Source organism: Ureaplasma diversum NCTC 246 (genome assembly GCF_000731915.1).
Lineage (GTDB): Bacteria > Bacillota_I > Bacilli_A > Mycoplasmatales > Mycoplasmoidaceae > Ureaplasma > Ureaplasma diversum.
Genome location: NZ_JFDP01000024.1, coordinates 1 through 18,313 on the forward strand (window position 1 = coordinate 1; position 18,313 = coordinate 18,313).

Consider the following 18,313-nt stretch of genomic DNA (forward strand, 5'->3'; position numbering starts at 1 on the left):
GTAAGTCTAAACCACGTCCAGGTTTAAGTGCTTTATAGTTAGTTAATCTTGCTATTTACTATTAATGATCTAATAGGAATTTGCCAGGATTAATACTGCTAACTAAACAGGAATTAGTATTCAAATAACAGGCAAATCCGTCTGTTATTTTTATCTTTTAAAGGATTATTAAACATGGAATATAATAAGAAATTATTTGATGCTGTTAAAAAGGTAACACTTAAAGACACTGAACTAAAACAAGAATTAGAAACTTGTGCTTCAGATTTTAAACGTGTAAAAGAAATTAATATCCAACTTAAAAAAACATCAAAGGTTGCTGAAGTTTTTAGTGTTTATGAAAAAACGATTCAAAGTGGATTAGATGCTGAACAAATGCTTGCTAATGAAAAGGATGATGAACTTTTAGAATTAGCTCAACTTGAATTAAATGATGCTAAAGAAAAAATTCCAACCCTTGAAAACGATCTTAAGATCTTATTATTACCAACTGATAGTAATGATGATAAGAATGTGATTGTTGAAATGCGACCAGCTGCAGGGGGAGATGAGTCTTCAATCTTTGTTGGAAACTTGTTTGATACATATCGAGCGTATGCAGAATCACATAATTGAAAAATGAAAATTATTGAACTAGTTCCATCATCTGTTGGTTATAGTTTTATAAGTTTTATGATTTCAGGAGAAGAAGTTTATTCGCGAATGAAATTTGAATCAGGAGTACACCGTGTGCAACGAGTTCCAGCTACTGAATCAAAAGGAAGAGTTCATACTTCAACAATTACAGTTGCTGTTTTACCTGAACAAGATGAAGTTGATATTGTGATCAACCCATCTGATTTAAGAATTGATACATATCGAGCTTCAGGAGCTGGGGGTCAGCACGTTAACCGAACTGAATCAGCTGTGCGAATTACGCATATACCAACTGGATTTGTTGTTGCTTGTCAAGAAGGTAAATCACAAATTGAAAACCGAGAAACAGCTATGAAAATGCTTCGTTCTAAACTTTGAGAAGCTGAACAAGAACGTGCTAATAGTGAGTTTGCTAATATGCGTAAAAACCAGGTTGGAACAGGGGATCGAAGTGAGAAAATAAGAACTTACAACTATCCACAAAACCGTGTAACAGATCACCGCATCGGTTTAACTTTAAACAAGCTTGATCAAATCATGTTAGGTGATATTGATGAAATCATTCAAGCCTTAATTACCGAAGAACAAGCAAGTTTAATGACAAACTTAGGGATTTAATATGACTTATGAACAATTAATAGCATATGGTTACAAAAAGCTTAATGATTCTAATTTAGATCCTAATTTAGCATATAAAACATTATTTACTATTGATTTTCATATTAATGATTATGATCAATATATGAAATTAAGAAATAATGATGTTAGTGAACAAATAATTGCTAAATATCAACAAACTATAGAAGCTTTTAGTATTAATAACCAACCATTTGCTAGAGTCTTTGGTTTTGATTATTTTCTAAAAACTAAATTCTTTGTTCTACCAAGTGTTTTTATTTTTCGATCTGAAACTGAACTACTTGTTCAAGAAGCACTAACTTATCTTACTAAATATAATAGTATTAAAAAGGTTGCTGATTTTTGTGCAGGGACAGGAGCTGTTGGTTTAAGCTTAAAAAAAGCACACCCAGATATTGATTTAACTTGTTTAGAGTATGATCATACAGCAACTGAAAACATCAAACTCAATGCTTTATATCACAATCTAAATATCAATTTAATCCATACTGATTTAAAACAGTATTTAAAACAAAATAAAACAACTAAATATGATTTGATTGTATGTAATCCTCCATACATTACTCAATCATATCAACTTGAAGAATCACTAACTAAAAATGATCCAATCCAAGCCTTAGTTGATTTTGATAGTGAAAATGGTTTAAGCTTTTATGAGTTGATTATTGATCATATTGATCAAATAGTAAATCCTGATTTTGTAATCATCTTTGAAATTGGTTTTGATCAAAAACCACTTCTTATTCAACTACTTAAACAAAAAAATGTTTCTTATTATTACTACTTTATAAAGGATTATAATAACATTGATAGAATATTAGTATTAACAAACCTTAAATAATTATGAAAATATATAAATTGTCTGATTTAAATGCCATCTATGATGCTTTAGTTAAAAACCATTGTGTGCTTATCCCCACTGATACTGTTATCGGCTTATTAGCTAAAAACAAAGAAGTTATCTATAATATTAAAAAAAGAGATGCTAACAAAAAACTAGTAAGGTTTGTAGCCAATTATGATTTATTAGGCGATCTAACTGTTGAACAAGAACAATTCTTAGATTTAGTTTGACCAGGAACAGTTACGATCATTAAAGATAATGAAAGCTATCGAATGCCTAATGTTCCAACGATCATTAAACTTGTTGAAAAATTAGGTCCATTATATTGTAGTAGTGCTAATATTTCAGGCGAAGAACCAGTTAAAAACCATAAAGAAGCAATCTTTGTATTTGGAGCAAATAGTCGATTAATGTATGTTGAAGGACAACAAACATTATCAAGTCCAAGTACAATCATTGATATTGATAAATGAGAATATGTACGCAAAGGTGCTAATATCGAACTTGTTGAATCATTCCTTAAAGAACTAAAAGAAAATAAAGAAGGAAATAATAATGGATAAGAAATATATTTATTTTGCTAACGATCATGCTGGATATGAATATAAAGATCAAATTATTAACCATCTTAAAAATAAAGGTTATGAAGTAGTTGATCTTGGAGCTAATCAAGAAGATGGATCTGTTAATTATCCAGATTATGCATTTGCCGTTTCTAAAAAAGTAGTTGAAAATGAAACTAACCAAAATCAACCAGTTGGCGTTTTAGTTTGTGGAACAGGTATTGGGATGAGTATGGCGGCAAGCAAAGTAGCTAATAGTCGGGTTGCTTTAGTTTATGATGATATTAGTGCAACCCTTGCTAAAGAACATAATAATGCTAATGTTATCTCACTTGGAGCTAGAACTAACTCATTAGATCAAATTCTTTCTATGTTAGATCATTTCTTAGAAGCTAAGTTTGCTGGTGATCGTCACCAAAAACGAATTGATCTAATTAGTGAATACGAACAAAAACACAAGAAGTAAATAAAAACTTGTATAAATAGATTTTATTTAATCACAAATCTAGCAATTATAAATAAATCAGATTATGAAACTAATGTGCCAAGAAAATAAGCACATTTTTTTATTTTTTTGTTGGTTTTTTGCAAAATTTGTCTCTTTTTTGTTGTATCATTTAATTGCAATATATGTCTTATAATTAAATATCAATATGAAAAGAGATTAAACATTATGTCATCATTAGGTTACGTAGTGTCTGAATTGTTTAATGGGGCAGCTGCTTCTGACAAAGTCGCTTTAGAAGGTAAATGAGGCGAATTAACAGAAATCAGTCAATCAGATGTATCTGCAAGCGGAATTAGTATTGCCATTGCTGTTTTCTCAGTAATTGGTACTCTAGTTATTGGGTTTAGTGCCTTACCACAAACAATCAAGACTTTAAAAGATAGAGATACAGTTACTGTTAACTTTGCTTTATTCTTCATTACAGGGGTTGCGACAGTATTCTTAACAATTTATGGTATTGGATTAGTTGCTGTTAATCCAAACTCTGCAGCATTCTTAATTCAAAACGGAGAAAGCTACTTAATGACTAAGAGTGGAGAATACGTTCTAAACAATTCTGAATGAGTAGCTGGATACTTAATTCCTGGTATCTTCTTAATCTTCTGTGAATTCTTATGTGCTACAACTTCATTCATTGTTGCATTCTTAAAATTATCAAACATGAAAAAAGCAAAACAAAATGGAATGAGCGAAGCTGATTACTACGAAAAAATCGTTAAGCCTTCATTAAACTTAAAAACAAAGGGGGCTAACTAGTTATGTTAAGTGAATTACAAGCTTTTACATTAGCTAAAGCGGCAGATGTAGATGGTTTAGATGGTGCTAAACTTGCTGAATCTGCTAGTCGTTATGGATGACCAACTTCTGAATGAGGGGTTGCTTTCCAAGTTATGGGTGCGGTATTAGTATTCGTTGCATTCATTCCAGTTGTAATCCAAATTCTTCGTTCAAAAAGAACTGAAAGTTTATCTGTATTAATGTGAATTATTACTGTTATCGGGCTAGGATTATTAGGTGTCTTCGCTTGATTAGGGGTATCTGTTAACGTTGGTGGTTTCATCCTTGTTGCGTTATCAGAAACATTATCATGTTTATTAAGTACAATCGTACTTATCTTCAAACTTGTGAACCGTTCACGTGCAAGAAAAGCAAACATGAGTGAAGTTGAATACAACAACATCAACTACCCAATTAAGTAATCACAATACAAATTAAACACATATAAAATCAAGAATAAAATAACAGGCAATTAGTTGCTTGTTATTTTTATTTATCTTTGATAAAACAATATAAATAAGATATTTTTACTAAACTTTCTTATAATTTAAGTTAGTGAGTAAAAACACTTATATATTAAGGATTAGCATATTTATGATATTTCTAAAAAAGTTTGAAGCAGTTGGATTTAAATCGTTTGGTGAGCCGATTAGTGTTGAGTTTAAACATCCAATGACTGGTATCATCGGACCTAATGGAACTGGTAAATCAAATGTTGTTGACGCACTAAAATGAGTGATTGGAGAGCAATCATCTAAAACGTTGCGTGGACACAAAAACGATTTATTGTATGCAGGAAGTAGATACACACCTAAAGCAACTGTCGCTAAGGTTAGTTTATATTTTAATAATGTTAATCAGATTCTTAAATCTGAAGAACAAGAAATTAAAGTTACTAGAATTGTTAATACTAAAACTGATGAAAGTAGCTATTTTATTAATGATCAAGTTGTCCGTTTAAAAGATGTTATTGAAATGTTTTTAGATAGCGGACTATCTAAAGGTTCATTAGGAATTATTAACCAAGGAGCTGTTGCTTGATTTGCTGAAGCTAAACCAGCTGAACGTCGTAAAGTTTTTGAAGAAGCTGCAGGAATTGGTCGATATACAAAAAAGAAACATGAAGCCAACAACGCACTTGATAAAGCAAACGAAAACTTAAACCGAATTGCAGATACACTTGCAATTACACAAAAAGAATTAGCTAAACTAAAACACCAAGCACAACGATTTGAAGAATACAAACGAATTAAAAACGAATTAACTGAACTAGAGTTAACTATCTTAACAAGAAATATCACCCACTGACAAAAAGTGGTATCACAAATCAAAGACCAACTAGCTAATAATGATAAAGAATTAGAATTAATTAGGCCACAAGTTGAAGTTGAAAAAAATTCAATTCAAGAAATTAGAGATCAATATGATCATTTCAATAATATGTGAAATGATTTATATAATCAAAAAAGTAATCTTGAAAATGAAAGCAAACATGCAGCTGATCAATTACATGCTCTTGTTAGTGATATTGAAAATGCAGCTATTAATGCTAAAACCGCTCAAGAACGTTTAGATGCATATCAACAATTAATTGCAAAAAATGATTTTGATTTAAACGATTTAGATCAACAACAAACAAAACATAAACAAGAAGTAGCTAATCTACAAACTACTCATACAAAAAACTATGAACAAATTAGTTCATTAACAAAATCTGTTCAAAACCTAAGTAGTGAATTAAACAAACTAAAAACAGCTAAAGAATATTTAGAAGCTGAAATTAATAGTCGAAGTAGTTATGATCGAGGAGTTAAAGCAATAGTTGATACTAAAAATGCTTTACCTGGAGTTTATGGTACTGTACTTGATAACATTAAAACTCATAAAGATCACGAACTAGCAATTACAACTGCACTTGGTAAAGCAATTAATAATATTATTGTACGTAATAATAACGTAGCTATTAATTGCGTAGAATTCTTAAAGAAAAATAATGCTGGATCAGCTACTTTTTTACCTGTTGAAAACTTAGTAGCTAAAACAATTAAACCAGAATTTATTGATGCTCTTAAAACCTTAAAAGGTTATGTTGGAGTTGCTAGTAGTTTAGTTAAAATCAAAAATGAATATAATATTTGTATTCAAAACCTATTAGGAAACATCATTATTGCAGAAGATATAAATGCTGCAGCAGTTTTAAGTGAATACACTTATAAAAACTATAAAGTAGTAACTTTAGAAGGTGAAATCGTTTTTGCAGGGGGAGCTATTCAGGGTGGTTCTTCTAATCATAAAAAAATTATTATTAACTTAGAAGAAGAATTAGCTAATATCTCTTCTAAATATGATCAAGTTAATAATAATTTAATCAGTCAACAAAGCCAACTTAATACTATTCAAACTAATAATATCTCTATTCAAAACCAAATCAATATTCACCAAACCCAACTTGCTTCAATTGAAGGTAAGATCATAAGTACTAAAGAATTAAGAAACAACAATATTGCTAACTATAACTCTTTATCAACTAAGGCTTTTGATCCAGATTCAGCAAAAGTTAAAATTGATGATTTAAACTTAGTTGTTGCTAATAAGAATCAACAAATTAAAGATTTAGAACAACAAATGTTAGTGGCAAGAAATAATGCTAATGACTTCTTAAAATTACAAAGAAGTAAAGAAGAAGCTTTTGAAACACTAAAAACAAAGTTTGATAAACTTAATAATGATTCAACAATTAATAAGATGAATTTAGAAAAACTAGATTTAAGCATTAATAATGCTGCTTCACGAATTGTTGAAAACTATGAAATGACTGTTGAATATGCAACAGAACTTTATGCTAATAAAGAATTAGAATTATCAGAAGCTCAAGCTAACTTTAGAATTGAAAATCTAAAAACAGACTTAGCTCAGTTCAAAAACATTAATTTAAATGCCTTAGCTGAATATGAAGAAAAACAAAAAGAGTTTGATCTAAAACAAGCTGAATTTGATCAAGCTACACAAGCTGTTGAAGCAATTAGATCAACAATTGCTGAACTTGATAAAAAAGCAAGAGCTGATTTTATGCATATTATCAATGAAACAAACAAACTATTACCTGAGATTTTCCAATATCTATTTAATGGTGGTTCATGTGCTGTTGCTTTAGAAGATAGTAATAATATTTTAGAATCAGGAATTGAAATCTTTGCTAATCCACCTTCTAAGAAAAATGTTAAATTAAATGCTTTATCAGGGGGAGAAAAAACACTTGTTGTTTTAGCAGTACTATTCTCAATCTTAAAAATTGCTAACTTCCCATTAGTAATCTTAGATGAAGCTGAAGCTGCACTTGATGTAAGCAATGTTGATAAGTTCTCAAAGATTATTGAAAAATATAGTGATAATACTCAATTCTTAATTATTACACACCGTGAAGGAACAATGAAAGCTTGTGGTCGTTTAGTTGGTACGACAATGATGAACAATGGTATTACATCATTGCTTGAAATTGATCTTAAGGATGCAAAAATTAAATACGAAAGCGAAATCAATTAGTTATGGGTTTTTTTAAAAAATTATGAAACAAAATTCGCGGTAAAAAAGATGTTGAAGAAAAAGTTGAACAGATTGCAACCAAGCTTGAAGAACAACGGATCTTAAAACTTGAAAGTGATTCTAGTCAAAAGTTTGATGCAGGATTACGTAAATCATCATCAACCCTTGCTAATGCTATTAATGAATTAGCTCATAATTTCATTGAAATTAATGATCAATGATATGAATCACTTGAAGAATCATTAATTGGTTATGATGTTGGATATGTAGCTACAACTAAAATCATTGATGCAATTAAAAACGAAATGCTTTATCAAAAAGTTGATAATCCTGAATTAATCAAACAAATTATTATTGATAAAATCTTTTTATATTACATCCAAGATACAACTATTAGTACTGATATCAACTTAGAAACTAACCGTACTAATGTAGTTTTAGTGGTTGGGGTAAATGGTGTTGGTAAAACTACATCAATTGCTAAAATTACTAAGAAATTTGTTGATGAAAACAAAAAAGTTTTATTAGTAGCTGGGGATACTTTTAGAGCAGGCGCTGTTGAACAACTTACAGTTTGAGCTAACCGACTTAATGTTGATATTGAACTTCCATCAAAAGAAGGACAAGATCCAGCTTCAGTAATTTATGCTGGGGTTAAAAAGGGTTATGAACAAAAATATGATTTAGTAATTTGTGATACTTCTGGAAGATTACAAAATAAAACTAATCTAATGAATGAACTAAAGAAAATTCATGATGTAATTCATAAATTTGATCCAACTGCACCTCATGAAACTTTATTAGTATTAGATGCAACCCTTGGTCAATCTGGTATTAACCAAGCTAAAGCATTTAATGAAGCTGCTCAGATCTCAGGAATTGTTTTAACTAAAATGGATTCAACAAGCCGGGGTGGGATTGTATTAGCAATTAAAGATGCATTTAATATCCCTGTTAAATTAATTGGTTTAGGTGAATCAATTAATGATTTAAGTGTTTTTGACTTAGAGTTATTTGTTGATGGAATGATCAAAGGTATCAACACAGATGCAAACACTAGATAATCTACTATATTGAATCGAACTATTTGATTCATATTTCAACTTATTAACAAAAAGACAAGTAGAATACTTCCGTTTACACTTCTTTGATGATCTCTCTTTTACTGAAATAGCTGAACATCTTAATGTATCAAAAGCTGCAGCTTTTGATGGTGTTGAAAAAGTTAAAAAACTATTATTAAAGTATGAAGCTGCTTTAAATCTAACTATTAAAAGAATGAAACGAGAACAACTATATTTAACAATAGAAGATAAAGAACTAGTAGCTAAACTAAAAGAGCTTGATTAATAGAAATAATACATTTATAAACAAAGAAAAAATAACACATTGCTGTGTTATTTTTTAAATATCTTAATGGTGCACTCGAAGAGACTTGAACTCTTATGCGATTAAGCACTAGATCCTTAGTCTAGCGTGTCTACCATTCCACCACGAGTGCTTTTTATATTTAATAATTTTACTCTTTTTAGTAAACTAAATCAATACTAATTAATAAAATGTACTAATTATTTAAACATCATATGTTTACATAGTATAAGTATTTTGTTAATTTATATGTTAAATGAGTTAAAATAATGAGTACATTGTAAATATTATAAATATTTTAATATTATTTATCGAACATAAACATTTAATGAAAACTATATCTTAATTTAACTATTAACTTTAAACATTATTACACTTCAAATTATAAGTGTTTATTTGTTTTTATATATTCATAAATGGTTTTATTAAAATATATGAAATTATCCGTTGGAGTTGTTAATACAACAAAAAGGAGATGTTAATATGAAAATAAATAAGAAAAAGAGTGTTATTATCAAAGCTACTACAAGTGCAGGATTAATATCTTCAGTTGCTCTTGGAATAGGACTTGGAATTGGACTTAATAACAGATCTCAAATTTATAATTCTAAACAACATAGCTTAGAACAATCAAACCAGTACTTAGCAACTGGGAGTAAATTGATATATGTTCAACTAGACAAAAAGCAATATGCAAACAAGCGTGTAATTGCTGTTTTTTTAGACAAGTCACAAAAAGAAGTTAAGAATTATCAAATCATCTCATTTACAAATGCTAACGGATTAGCTAGTATAAGTACAGCTGATTTACCAAACCCTGGTATATATCAATTAGATCATATTATTGATCCAATTACTAATCAAAAAATAATCACAGCTAAAGATTTAACTGATCAACAAAAACAAGAAATAGTTAAACCTATTTTTGTTCAACTAATACCAAATGAACTAAACAAAGGATTGGGAACACTTATAATTGGTAGTAATGATCACAATTTCATTAATCATCAAATAAGAGTTAGTTTAGTTAGTGCACTTGATGGAAAACAAGTAGATATTAAAGGAATTGTTGATCAAAAAGGTAATATTGTTGCTAATGCTTCTAGTTTAATTAAAACAATTGAATACCAAATTATTCGTGTTACTTTAGATGAAAAAATTCCAACTGCAATAGTTAACCCTTATGATTTAGTTAACGATGGAAGAATTAATGTTCAAGGTAATTCAAGATCTGAAGTAGAAAAGGATTCTGTTGATCGACCAATCCTTTTAAAATATGAACCTAAAAGTAAACAAAATCAACAAACTAGTGTTATTCAAGATAAATCTTCATCATTAGAATTAGATTCACCAGAAGTTGGTTCATCTAATTCTCAAGCAATTAATGATCATAGTGGTTCAAATGTAAATTCTGAGCTTTTAGTTGGTAAAACTAATATTACTCAGGATACTTTTTCAGCTGAGCTTCCATCAAAAGTTAAAGATCGGGATTTTGTTGAAACTGAAAAAGTTGAAACTGTTAAACCTGAAAAAGAATCAGACCAAGAAATAGCTGATCGAATTAAACTAGAAAAAGAACTAGAAGAAGCTAGAAACAAACAACAAGAAAAACCAGAACCAAAATCATCAAAACCAGAAGAAAAAGAAAAAGCTCCTGAACCTAAAACTGCTGATAAAACACAAGAACAAAGTGATGAAGCGATCAAACTAAAAATCGAAGAAGATGCTAAGTCAATAATTGAAGCTGAAATTCGTCGGCTTGAAGAAGAAAAACAACGATTAATTCAAGAAGTTATTAATCGTGAAAATGCAGAAAAAGAAGCTAAACGAAAAGCTGAAGAAGAAGCAAAACGACTTGAAGAAGAACGTCTAAAAGCTGAAGAAGAGAAAAGATTAGCTGAGCAAGAACGAATCAAAAAAGAACAAGAAGAAAAAGAACGGCTTGAAAAAATCAAGAAGTTACAAGAAGAAGCTAAAAGACAAGAATTAGAGCTTAAACAAAAAATTCAAGAGCAAGAAGAATTACAAGCACTTGAAAAAGAAAAAGAACGACTTAGAAAAGAAGCTGAAGCCCTTGCTGAACTCTTAAGAAAAAAAGAAGCTGAAGAATTAGCTAAAAAGCGTGAACAAGAAGAGTTAAAGAAAAAAGAACAAGAAGCAATACTACAAGCTGAAGAGAGAAAACGACAAGAAGAGTTAAGAAAAGCTGAAGAAGCTGCACGTCAAAAAGCTCAAGAAGAATTGATTGCTAAACAAGAACGAATCAGAATCGAAACTGAGCGTAAAAAAGTTGAAGAACAAAAACGCGCTGAAGAAGAGAGACAAAGAAAAGAAACAGAAGCTGCAGCAGCTAGAGTTGCTTTAGAAAGAGCAGTTAAAGATAAAGAAGCACAAGAAGCTATCTTAAGACAACAACGTGCTGCTAAAGAAAAAGAAGCACTACTTAAAAAGCAGCAATTAGAGCGTGAGCAAAAACTAAGAGAGCAAAAAGAACAAGAAGAAAAAAGAAGACAGATAGCTTTACGTGAACAACAAGAAAAAGAAAAGAAAACTAACGAATTAAACAAGAAAAAAGAAACAATTTCTGATGCTATATCTAAATTATCAGAACTGTCAAAAGAAGAACAAGATAAATTTAAAATATTAATTAATCAGCACAATAATATTGATAACACTAAAAAGCTAGATGAATTGCTAGCTCAAGCAGAAGAACAAAACACTAAAAATCTGCAAGCTAGAAGAAAAGAAGAATTAATTGCTAGACAAAAAAGAGAAGAAGAGGATGAAAGAAAACGAAGAGAAGCTGAACTTGCTCGCCAAAGACAAATTGCTGAAGAGAAAAAACGACAAGAAGAATTAAATCGTAAGTTAGCTGAAGAAAAACGAATCCTTGAAGAAAAAGAAAAACTTAAACGTTTAGAAGAAGAACGAAAACAAAGAGAAATTGACGCTCAAAGAAAAAAAGAAGCCGAAGAAAAAGCAAGAATACAAGCTATTATTCAGCGAATTAATAAAGCTAAAGAAGCTACTAGAAAACATCTGGCTGATAGCTTCCTTACAAGTAATGAAAAAGATCGATTAAAAAGAGAAATTGAATCTTTACAAAGTGATCATAACAAAGAAAACGAAATTACTAAAAAATTAAACGATATTAAAACAGAAGCTGATAAATTAGCACAAGAAAACCAAAATATTCTTAAAAATAAAAAATATCTTTCTAACTATAAATTAAATGATAATAAAGTTCTTCTTTCTCAACAAGAATATAATTCAATTAAAAATAGAATCGATGGTATTGTTGGTAGAAATGATGCTGATAAAGCGTTTAACTCAATCAGTAAAATAAATGAAGAAATAACTAATAAGAATGAGCAAATAGCAAACTCTATAAGAGTTGTAGATGTGCGAACTTATGAAATTCACAAACAAATTCCTGCAAATGACAGAAGTACTGATAGCACAAAACCATTAGGAAACATTAGTGGTCGTGTTGGCGGTGAATTAGAAGTAGAATTATCAAGAGAAACACAAATACCTAGAATTTGAGTAACTATTCAAACTCCTTTTGGTGATCGTTTAATTGAGTTAAAGAGAGATGCAAGAAATGGTAAAAAATTCAAAAGTAATCTTGCAGATAATTTGACTCCAATTCAATACAAGGAACATGACAAACCAACAACATACAATATTAAAAATGTTTCATTCTATACTGATGGAAAAGATAAGAAATATAAATTTATTAATACAAGCGAAAGTTTTGTAGTTCCTAGTTTATTAGCTAAATATGATAATGTTAATGCTTATAGAGTTAGCGGAAATACAGAAATTCAGTTTAGTCTTAGATTTATTGACCCATCAAAATATATCCGTAATGAACTAGAAAACAAAAATGCTACATTTGCTGTTTTCCTTTCAGAGAACGGAAAAATAACATCATACTTATTCCACAAAAATAACATTTTAAGTAAGCTAAACATAACATATCATGATAATCACTATGCTACTGTAACTTTTAGAATTAAACTAAAAGATCCTAATGCTAGAGTTGAAATAAAAGGTCTTAGCTTCCTTGCTAAATATGAAGAAGATGTTGCACAATGATTAGCAACATTTACCGCAGTTCCAGCTGATGATAGACAGCGAGCAGTATTAAGATTATTAATTGATAAATTGTATGATAAGAGAGTTCAATATACTTTAGACGATCATAAAAATATTTATAATATACTTCCACATCTACCAGTATAGCAAACAAAAAACCACTCCGTTATCGAAGTGGTTTTTAATTATATAAATTTATTTGTTAATGAATTATTTCTTCATTACGCTGTTAACTAATTTAACAAATTCATCGTGGTTGTTGATTGCTAATTCAGATAACATTTTACGGTTTAAACCTTGACCATCTTTAGTAACTACATTAGCTTTTACTAAAGCGTTCATAAATTGTGAGTAAGTATATCCTAATTCACGAACTGCTGCATTGATACGAGCAATTCATAATTTTCTGAAATCACGTTTTTTGTTACGACGGTCTCTGTAAGCATATTCAGCAGCACGAATTACTGTTTGACGAGCAATTCTAAAAGATGTATGTCGTGTTCCTCATGAACCTTCAGCTTTATCTAATCAACGTTTGTGTCGTCTACGTGTTACTGTTCCACCTTTTACTCTCATATAAATCTCCTCTTGTTTAAATTAAAAATTCTTAAATTAAAGGCATTGCTTGAATCTTTTTACATCAGATGCATGCACAAGTGTATCTTTACGAAGTTGACGTTTAGCCTTTGTACTTCTTCCTAAAGCTAGGTGTGAACGGTAGGCGTGTTTACGTTTTAATAAACCACTTTTCGTTACACTAAAACGTTTTGAAACAGCACGTTTAGTTTTTTGTTTAATTTTAGCCATAGTTCCTTATCCTTTCATTATTTATTTTTAATTGGTTCAATAATGGTTTCGTATCTATAAACACTTACACGCTTGTTAGCTTGCGTAACATGACCATAGTCTTTAATCAAATCAATGAATTTTTCATAAGCTTGAGCAATGAACTCATCCTTAGTGCTCATACGACCTCTAGCTTCAATTACAAACTTAACATTATCTTTATCAGCTAATCAACGTTTTGCGTTTTCAGCACGAACTTGTAAATCATGATCACCAATTGTTGGTTTGATCTTGATTTCTTTTACTTTGATAATAGTTTGGTTTTTCTTTGATTCTTTTTGTTTACGCTTTTGCTCATATTTAAATTTGCCATAGTCAAGGATCTTAGTAACAGGTACTTTACCTTTTTTGGCAATTAAAACAAGATCTAAGTTTTTTGAAGCTGCTAGCTCTAAAGCTTTCGCTCGGTCCATTTCACCTAAATTAGCACCCTTATCGTCGATTACCACAACCGTTCTAAACTTAATGTTTTCATTAATTAAAGGTTGTTGGTTTTTACGAGCGTCATTGGTTTGATTTTGGTTTTTTGGTGTGTACATTAAATGCTCCTATATTGAACTTATAATTGTATAAAGAAACATATTAACAAAATATAAACAACCGCTAAGGTTGTTTTTCAATCTTAAAGCTAAAACCCATTACTACATTCAAGAGCAATCGGGTGAGTTAAAAACTACTTTCTTTATACGGGTATTATTATACTAAATTTTATTATAAAAAGCTAGTGCTATTTACTTTCATAACACTAAGTAATAATTTCTTTTTCCTTTTTTGATTAATGTATATTGTTGTTCATATGCATCAATCTTTTTAACAACAAACTCATTATCAACAATCTTTTGATTATTAATCATAATTGATCCATTACTGATTAATTCTCGACTAATTCGATTACTTGTTGAAATATTAGCAGCTATTAATAATTCTAATAAACTAATAGAATCACCTTCAATTGGTGTTGTTTCTAAATTCTTAAGAGCTAAGATAAAATCATCATGGTTTAGTTCATCTAATTTACCACTAAATAATGCTTGAGAAATAAGAACTGCTTGATTGTATTTTTCTTGTCCATGAATATTAACTACAACAGTTTCTGCTAATCTTTTTTGAGCATAACGTAATCCTTTATTAGTTTCATGCTCAAGCATTATTTGTTCAATTTCATCTAATGGTAATCTTGTTGTAAATAAAAGTAGTTTTTTAACATCAGCATCTGGTTGGTTTAATAAGAATTGATACATTTCATAAACTGATGTTAATTCTTCATCCAAAAAAACAGCTCCTTTTTCAGACTTACCAAACTTTTTCCCTTCTGAATTAGTTAATAAGTTGATGGTAATTCCACAAGCAGTGTTATCATCCCCATTACTTTTTCTTATCATTTCAATTCCAGTTGTAATGTTTCCCCATTGATCAGAGCCACCAACTTGAATACTTACATCATAGTTATTATATAATTGTAAAAAGTCATATCCTTGGATTAAGTTATAGCTAAATTCAGTAAATGAAATCCCGCTTTCAAGACGAGAAGCTATCACTTCTTTTTCAAGTAAATAATTAACATTAATTAATTTCCCAGCTACTCTTAAAAAGTGCATAAAATTCATATCTTTATAAAAGTCATAATTATTAATAATTGTTGACTGAGTTAAAGCAGTTAGTTGTTTACTAATACCTTCAACATTTTTTAAAAGAGTAGCTTCATCTAATAGGTTTCGTTCAGATGATCGACCACCAGGATCACCAATCATCCCTGTTGCTCCCCCTAAAATGACATAGGTTTTAATACCATAAGCCTTAAAGTATTGCAAAACATTAATTGCAACATAATTACCTAAGTGTAAACTAATTGCACTTGGATCAAAACCAATATAAATTGCTTTATCATTAGCTAGTGCTTGTTCTAGTTTTTGTTCATTTGTAATATTATTAATTAAGCCACGCTCTTTTAATTCTTTAATTAGTTTATGCATATTGTTTCCTTTAATCATTGTTAATTATTAATTATAAACATTTTTAAATGGTTAAGTTAAAGCAATAATGGTTATAATTTAATTTAACATTTAACATTAACCGGTTGAGGTGAAATTATGAAGGATAATAAACCACAAGATAACCAACCAGAAATTGTATCTAATCCTAAAAAACTCGAAAAGTCTAATTTCAAAAAACTTTCAAAAGAAGAACAAAAACAAATTAAACAACGGATCAAAGAAGTTGATAAACTTAACCAACAACACAAGGGTGAAATCAATATGCCTTTGCGTGATCCAAACAATATTATTGAGTTACGTGGGGTTAAGAAGATCTTTACAAACGGATATTTAATCAATGATATTTTAAAGGGTGTTGATCTAGATATTAAACGTGGTGAGTTTGTTATTATACTAGGACCATCAGGATCTGGAAAAACGACTTTAATGAATATTATGTCTGGTTTAGATCGAGCTACTGAAGGTGATGTTCGGGTTTGTGATCAACAACTAATTAATATGTCTCATACCAAACTAACTGAATTCAGAAAAAAGAATATTGGTTTTGTTTTCCAACAATATGGATTATTACCAACATTAACTGTTGAAGAAAATGTAGAAATTGAGGCAGACTTACAAGTTGATAAAAGTCGTCGAATTAACCCTGCAAAAGCACTTGATGCGGTTGGAATGTTAGATTATGCTAAAAAGTTCCCACATGAACTTTCTGGGGGACAACAACAACGTGTTTCAATTGCAAGAGCATTAGCTAAAAACCCGATTATTTTATTTGGGGATGAACCAACTGGTGCTGTTGATGAAACAATGTCTAAAGTAATTTTAAAAGAGTTTGTTAAAGTTAATAAAGAACTAAAAACAACAGTTATCATTGTTACGCACAACCCAATCTTTGCTGAGTTAGGAACTTTAGTAATTAAGGTTCGTAATGGTGAGATTGCTGAACTATATAAAAACGAACATCCAAAGGGTGTTGATGATTTAAAGTGAGATCAATAATAAAAGGATTTAAACATGAATATTTTTTCGCAAGTATCTCCTAAAAACAGAATCCTAATGCGTGCTAAAAACTTAGCTGATGAAGTAATTGCATTAGAAGAAGAATATGGTGCTTTATCTGATCAAGAATTAGTTAATCGTTCTGATGCTATTGTTGAATATGTCGCAAATAATAATCCTTTAGATGATAAATTAATTGAAGCTCTTGCTATCATTCGTGAAGTAGTTTATCGAGTCCACAACAAAAAAGCTTATCGTGTCCAATTAATTGGAGCGATCATTGTTTATTTTGGTGACTTTGCTGAAATGATGACAGGAGAAGGAAAAACTCTAACATTAGTTTTGGTTGCTTATTTAAATGCCCTTTATAAAAAGGGTGTTCATATGGTTACTGTTAATGAATACTTAGTTAAAGTAGGAGCAGATTTTGCTGAACCTGCTTTAAGCTTTTTAAATATGTCTGTTGGACAAATTAAAGCAAGTATGAGTGAGTATGAGAAACGAGCTAATTATAATTGTGATGTTACTTATACAACTAACTCTGAACTTGGTTTTGATTATTTACGTGATAACATGGTTACTAACTATGATAGTAAAGTCCAAAGGGGTTTATATTTTGCAATCGTTGATGAGGGTGATTCAGTTTTAATTGATGAAGCTAGAACACCATTAATTATTTCTGGTGAACCCCAAGAAGAAATTGGTAACTACATTAAAGCTGATCGGTTTGTTAAAACTTTAGATAGTGAAGACTATACATTAGATCCTGAATCACAAGCTGTAGCTTTAACTGAAAGTGGTGTAGCTAAAGCTCAAGAATACTTTAAAACAGATAATTACTATAACTTAGAAAACTCTGATTTAATTCATAAAACAACTAATGCTTTACGAGCTAATTTCACTTTTATGAATGGGCGTGAGTACATTGTTAAAGAAAATGATGAAGGTGAAGAAGTAATAGCATTAGTTGATCAGTCAACTGGTCGGATCATGGAAGGACGTAGCTATAGTGCTGGTCTTCAACAAGCGATTCAAGCTAAAGAATCAATTAAGATTGAACCTGAAAACTTAACAGTTGCTACTATTACATATCAATCATTATTTAGATTGTACAAAAAACTAGCTGCAGTTTCAGGAACAGCGGTTACTGAATCTGAAGAATTCTTAAACATCTATAACATGGTTGTAGTTACAATTCCAACCAATAAACCAATTGCACGGATCGATCACCCTGATTATGTATTTGATAACAAAAGAACTAAATGAAAATATGTAATTGCTGAAGTGATAAGAAGAAATGAAGTTGGTCAACCAATTTTAATTGGTACATCATCAGTTGCAGACTCTGAAACCCTTCACCAACTATTAGATAAAGTTGGAATTAGACACGAAGTTCTAAATGCTAAAAACCACGCACGAGAAGCTGATATTATTGCTAAAGCTGGTGAATTTAAAGCTGTTACAATTGCTACTAATATGGCAGGGCGAGGAACTGATA

The 18,313-nt window shown here is 30.0% G+C and carries 16 protein-coding genes and 1 tRNA gene; 12 read left to right on the top strand and 5 right to left on the bottom strand.

The genetic code is table 4. The features are described 5' to 3' along the window. The first annotated feature begins 174 nt into the window (after positions 1 to 174). The 9 genes from prfA to UDIV_RS00950 all read left to right on the top strand — a co-directional run bounded on the left by prfA (position 175) and on the right by UDIV_RS00950 (position 8,860). Positions 175 to 1,254, top strand: a complete 1,080-nt coding sequence (gene prfA, locus UDIV_RS00910; protein ID WP_038101970.1) for a peptide chain release factor 1 — start codon at positions 175 to 177, stop codon at positions 1,252 to 1,254. Position 1,255: 1 nt separating this feature from the next. After that, the gene (locus tag UDIV_RS00915) at positions 1,256 to 2,116 is read left to right on the top strand and encodes a HemK/PrmC family methyltransferase (protein WP_038101975.1); all 861 of its coding nucleotides are present in this window, start codon (positions 1,256 to 1,258) and stop codon (positions 2,114 to 2,116) included. Positions 2,117 to 2,118: 2 nt separating this feature from the next. Beyond that, positions 2,119 to 2,682 (top strand): L-threonylcarbamoyladenylate synthase, encoded by a 564-nt coding sequence (locus UDIV_RS00920; RefSeq protein ID WP_038101977.1) that lies wholly within the window; start codon positions 2,119 to 2,121, stop codon positions 2,680 to 2,682. Continuing rightward, positions 2,675 to 3,148: an RpiB/LacA/LacB family sugar-phosphate isomerase gene (locus tag UDIV_RS00925; protein ID WP_038101980.1), complete on the top strand. Its 474-nt coding sequence runs from the start codon at positions 2,675 to 2,677 to the stop codon at positions 3,146 to 3,148. The genes UDIV_RS00920 and UDIV_RS00925 overlap by 8 nt, the downstream gene beginning before the upstream one ends. Positions 3,149 to 3,376: 228 nt before the next feature. Continuing rightward, on the top strand, positions 3,377 to 3,946 hold the full coding sequence (locus UDIV_RS00930) for a PQ-loop domain-containing transporter (RefSeq protein ID WP_231428072.1): 570 nt from the start codon (positions 3,377 to 3,379) through the stop codon (positions 3,944 to 3,946). 2 nt (positions 3,947 to 3,948) lie between these two features. Then, the gene (locus tag UDIV_RS00935) at positions 3,949 to 4,389 is read left to right on the top strand and encodes a PQ-loop repeat-containing protein (RefSeq protein WP_051749375.1); all 441 of its coding nucleotides are present in this window, start codon (positions 3,949 to 3,951) and stop codon (positions 4,387 to 4,389) included. Positions 4,390 to 4,561: 172 nt separating this feature from the next. Continuing rightward, complete coding sequence (locus tag UDIV_RS00940) at positions 4,562 to 7,510, top strand: AAA family ATPase (RefSeq protein ID WP_038101985.1); 2,949 nt, start codon at positions 4,562 to 4,564, stop codon at positions 7,508 to 7,510. A 2-nt stretch (positions 7,511 to 7,512) separates the two neighbouring features. Beyond that, a complete protein-coding gene (ftsY, locus tag UDIV_RS00945) occupies positions 7,513 to 8,574 on the top strand; it encodes a signal recognition particle-docking protein FtsY (RefSeq protein WP_038101987.1) in 1,062 nt (353 codons plus the stop codon). Further along, positions 8,558 to 8,860: a sigma factor-like helix-turn-helix DNA-binding protein gene (locus UDIV_RS00950; protein ID WP_038101989.1), complete on the top strand. Its 303-nt coding sequence runs from the start codon at positions 8,558 to 8,560 to the stop codon at positions 8,858 to 8,860. The genes ftsY and UDIV_RS00950 overlap by 17 nt, the downstream gene beginning before the upstream one ends. 67 nt (positions 8,861 to 8,927) lie before the next feature. Here UDIV_RS00950 and UDIV_RS00955 read toward each other — a convergent pair. Beyond that, positions 8,928 to 9,011, bottom strand: a tRNA-Leu gene (locus UDIV_RS00955). A 350-nt stretch (positions 9,012 to 9,361) separates the two neighbouring features. Here UDIV_RS00955 and UDIV_RS00960 point away from each other — a divergent pair. After that, positions 9,362 to 13,126: a hypothetical protein gene (locus UDIV_RS00960; protein ID WP_038101992.1), complete on the top strand. Its 3,765-nt coding sequence runs from the start codon at positions 9,362 to 9,364 to the stop codon at positions 13,124 to 13,126. A gap of 63 nt (positions 13,127 to 13,189) precedes the next feature. Here UDIV_RS00960 and rplT read toward each other — a convergent pair whose 3' ends face one another. From rplT to tyrS, 4 genes are all read right to left on the bottom strand, one after another. Next, positions 13,190 to 13,555 carry a 50S ribosomal protein L20 gene (gene rplT, locus UDIV_RS00965; protein ID WP_038101994.1) on the bottom strand — a complete coding sequence of 122 codons (366 nt, stop codon included), beginning with the start codon at positions 13,553 to 13,555 and terminating at the stop codon, positions 13,190 to 13,192. Positions 13,556 to 13,591: 36 nt separating this feature from the next. Further along, positions 13,592 to 13,786: a 50S ribosomal protein L35 gene (gene rpmI / locus UDIV_RS00970; protein WP_038101996.1), complete on the bottom strand. Its 195-nt coding sequence runs from the start codon at positions 13,784 to 13,786 to the stop codon at positions 13,592 to 13,594. Between the two features lie 17 nt (positions 13,787 to 13,803). Then, positions 13,804 to 14,364, bottom strand: a complete 561-nt coding sequence (gene infC / locus UDIV_RS00975) for a translation initiation factor IF-3 (protein WP_038101999.1) — start codon at positions 14,362 to 14,364, stop codon at positions 13,804 to 13,806. Between the two features lie 192 nt (positions 14,365 to 14,556). After that, positions 14,557 to 15,798, bottom strand: coding sequence for a tyrosine--tRNA ligase (gene tyrS / locus UDIV_RS00980; protein WP_038102002.1), 1,242 nt, complete (start codon positions 15,796 to 15,798; stop codon positions 14,557 to 14,559). Positions 15,799 to 15,915: 117 nt separating this feature from the next. Between tyrS and UDIV_RS00985 the strand changes: the two genes are divergently transcribed. After that, positions 15,916 to 16,815: an ABC transporter ATP-binding protein gene (locus tag UDIV_RS00985; RefSeq protein ID WP_038102005.1), complete on the top strand. Its 900-nt coding sequence runs from the start codon at positions 15,916 to 15,918 to the stop codon at positions 16,813 to 16,815. Between the two features lie 15 nt (positions 16,816 to 16,830). Further along, the coding region (locus UDIV_RS00990; protein ID WP_038102008.1) for a preprotein translocase subunit SecA at positions 16,831 to 18,313 on the top strand (1,483 nt) is incomplete at its 3' end.